At 56.5% G+C, this 3,297-nt stretch carries 4 protein-coding genes; 3 read left to right on the top strand and 1 reads right to left on the bottom strand.

The genetic code is table 11. The features are described from left to right. The coding region (locus Q0239_RS15615; RefSeq protein WP_298604593.1) for a DUF2199 domain-containing protein at positions 1–470 on the bottom strand (470 nt) is incomplete at its 3' end. 100 nt (positions 471–570) lie between these two features. Here Q0239_RS15615 and Q0239_RS15610 point away from each other — a divergent pair. The 3 genes from Q0239_RS15610 to Q0239_RS15600 form a co-directional block, all read left to right on the top strand. After that, a complete protein-coding gene (locus tag Q0239_RS15610; protein WP_298604592.1) occupies positions 571–1,569 on the top strand; it encodes a nitronate monooxygenase in 999 nt (332 codons plus the stop codon). Positions 1,570–1,615: 46 nt separating this feature from the next. Next, positions 1,616–2,083 (top strand): PH domain-containing protein, encoded by a 468-nt coding sequence (locus Q0239_RS15605; RefSeq protein ID WP_298604590.1) that lies wholly within the window; start codon positions 1,616–1,618, stop codon positions 2,081–2,083. Then, positions 2,080–3,297: PH domain-containing protein (locus tag Q0239_RS15600; RefSeq protein ID WP_298604588.1), on the top strand; the 1,218-nt coding region annotated here is incomplete at its 3' end. The genes Q0239_RS15605 and Q0239_RS15600, both read left to right, overlap by 4 nt.

The following is a 3,297-nucleotide window of genomic DNA, read 5'->3' as shown; positions in this document are numbered from 1 at the left end:
ATTTCTGCAACTCGGTCGATTGTAATCCCGTACTGCTGTTCCATTGCCAATGGATGATCGGTCGCTTCCAGCTCAATAAATGGGCGTGTTCCCGGAGCACGTGGATGGACATGTGTTCTCAAATTTTCAGTTTCGGGATAGATGTCCAAACTCGCCGATAGCCAACCAAAATACGGCCCCAAACTAACTCTATTCGGTGAGTCAAAGTTTTCCATATACTCTTTATAGCTGTCTCTGCTGAGCGACACCCACAAGCCCCAAATGAAAGGATCTTCTTCGCCGATTACAGGAAGCTCGAGCGAACCACGAACAAAGAAAAACTCATCATCAACGATACATGTATCACTTGTCAGCTCGCATCTTTCCCGTCGCTCTGCTTCGTTGATCGAGTAATAATATAAGGGCGCATTGATTGAAAAACCTGGCACGCCGTCATGCCATTCGTCGCAGCTAGAACATTTGAAGCGCATTGTGCCTCCCGATTTTGTTACATACTATCTTAGAACTAGGTTATGTCCAAACGAGGAAAGATTGTTGAAGCCTTGATGCAGCATCGCTACTGCCGCCTGTATGACCAAACTCGCCCACCTCATGAAACGCGGCACCGAATTTCTAGGCTGCGACGTTGCCATTATGTGCGGCGCTATGTCTTGGGTGTCGGAACGCAATCTGGTTTCGGCCATCTCGAATGCAGGCGGGTTCGGGGTGATTGCGTGTGGCGCGATGACGCCCGAATTGCTGGATGCTGAGATTTCCGCGACCAAGGCGCTTACAACCAAGCCCTTTGGCGTCAACCTGATCACCATGCACCCGCAGATCATGGATCTGATCGCGGTTTGTGCGAAGCATCAGGTCGGCCACATCGTGCTCGCGGGCGGGTTGCCACCCAAGGGCAGCATCGAGGCGATCAAGGAAGCGGGTGCCAAAGTGCTGTGTTTTGCCCCAGCGCTGACGCTCGCAAAGAAATTCGCCCGTTCGGGTGTCGATGCGCTGATTATCGAGGGCAGCGAAGCGGGCGGACATATTGGCCCGGTTTCAACCAGCGTATTGGCGCAGGAAATCCTGCCCGAACTGGGTGAGCAGTTGCCGATTTTTGTCGCGGGCGGGATAGGCCGAGGCGGGCTGGTGGCCAGCTACCTCGAAATGGGTGCAGCGGGCGTGCAGCTCGGCACGCGTTTCGTCTGTGCGCATGAGAGCATCGCGCACCCGAACTTCAAACAGGCCTTCCTGCGCGCCAATGCCCGCGACGCGGTGGCCAGCGTGCAGATCGACCCGCGCCTTCCAGTCATCCCAGTCCGCGCCCTCAAGAACAAGGGCACCGAGGAATTCACCAAGAAGCAGATCGAGGTCGCCGGCAAACTCGACCGCGGGGAGATTGACATGGAAGCCGCCCAGCTCGAGATCGAAACCTATTGGGCAGGTGCGTTGCGCCGCGCTGTGATCGATGGCGATGTCGAATATGGATCGGTGATGGCCGGTCAATCGGTCGGCATGGTACATGTCGAACGCCCGGTAGTCGACATCATCGCCAAACTAGTGCGCGAGGCGGAGGAGGCTTTGGCGCGATAAGACAAACTGTCTTGCCAAAGCAACACAGTAGCCGCATATCCGGCGCATGGAAGAACAGACAGAGCTAAAGCCGCTCGATCCCGCTTATGTTTCCGTCATGCGCTTCAGCGCGGCAATTTTTGCGGCGATCCCGTTGATCGGCGCACTGATTCTCGAGACGGCACAACTGACAGCGACCGGCATATTCATCATCCCGGTTACACTACTCGCCGCATGGTTCGTTTTTTTCGTTCCGGGACGGCGTTTTGCCCGCTGGCATTATGCGCTGGGAGCCGACCGGTTGCGGATCGTGCGCGGCTATCTCTTCTATAGCGACACTGTCGTACCGCTTGGGCGCATCCAGCATATCGATGTCCATCAGGGGCCCATTATGCGGCGCTACGATCTGGCCACTCTGACGGTCCATACCGCTGGCAACCACAATGCTTCGGTCAGCCTGCCCGGCCTGCGTCATGAAGATGCTGTCGCAATGCGCGAGACGATACGCGAATACATCAAGGCGGCGCAGGGTTGACCGACGCACTTCAAGAGACCGAAGATCATGTCGCCGACGGCCAGCGGCTGCATCCGCTTGGCCTGATCGTCCATTTCGTTACGGGCATCCCTCAACTCCTGTTCCCCATTGTTGCAGCTACCTTTGGCGTGCGTGCGTCTGACAATCCGGCGTTCATACCGCTGATCATCGCAGCAATGCTGCTGATAAGCCTGTTCTTCCGCTGGCTGGCATGGATGCGATTCCAATATCATCTTGGCGAGGACGATATCCGTATCGAAAAGGGTATCATCAGCCGCTCCGCCCGCTCGATACCTTATGATCGTATCCAGGACGTCAGTATCGAGCAAAAACCCCTCGCTCGCCTACTGGGCCTGGGTGAGGTCAAGTTTGAAACCGGTGGCGGTGATGGCGAGGATGCCAAGCTGAGCTATGTCTCGCTGGGCGACGCCGAGCGGCTGCGTGAGACGATCAAGGCACGCAAGGCTGGCCAAGCAACAAACATAGGCGCGACGGAAGCCGTCGAAGAGGAAGGCGGTGCGACGGTTTTCGCGATGGACACCGGTAGATTACTGACACTTGGCTTATACTCGTTCAGCCTCGTGATTTTCGCGGTGCTGGGTGGTATCGCACAGCAGTTCGATTTTCTGCTTCCATTTGATTTCTGGGATCTTAGCGGCTGGATTGATACAGCAGAGGTCAACGGCGTTTCAATTGACGACATCGATGTGGCGACGCGCATTTATGGAGCGATCGCCGCTCTTGTTGGGCTGGTTGCCATCGGTATTTTCACTGGTATCGTCCGCACCTTCCTGACCGACTATGGTTTCCGGCTGGAACGCACTTCCAAGGGGTTCCGGCGGCGGCGCGGGCTGCTGACGTTGACCGATGTGGTGATGCCGGTTGCGCGCGTTCAGGCGGCGATTGTCGAAACCGGGCCGGTACGCAAACGGCGCGGTTGGCACGCGCTCCGCTTTGTCAGTCTGGCGCAGGAGAGCAAGCAGGAAAGCCATCATATGGTTGCCCCGTTCGCGTGGCTCGATGAAATCTGGCCGATTGTTACCGAAGTGGGAATTGCGCCTCCGGGAGAGTCTGCCCAAATGCAGCACGGCAAGTTCAACTGGTGGCTGGTTCAAGTGCTGCCATTATTGCCTGTCATCCTTGCGGCTATGGCGGCGGTGGTACTGCTGGCGGAAAGTTCGTGGATGCGCGCATCCCTTTTACTTTGGTTGATA

This window comes from uncultured Sphingorhabdus sp. (genome assembly GCF_937872355.1).
In the GTDB taxonomy this organism is placed as follows: domain Bacteria; phylum Pseudomonadota; class Alphaproteobacteria; order Sphingomonadales; family Sphingomonadaceae; genus Sphingorhabdus_B.
Note: the sequence above shows the minus strand (reverse complement) of the source record. Positions and strands in the feature narration are given on the sequence as shown.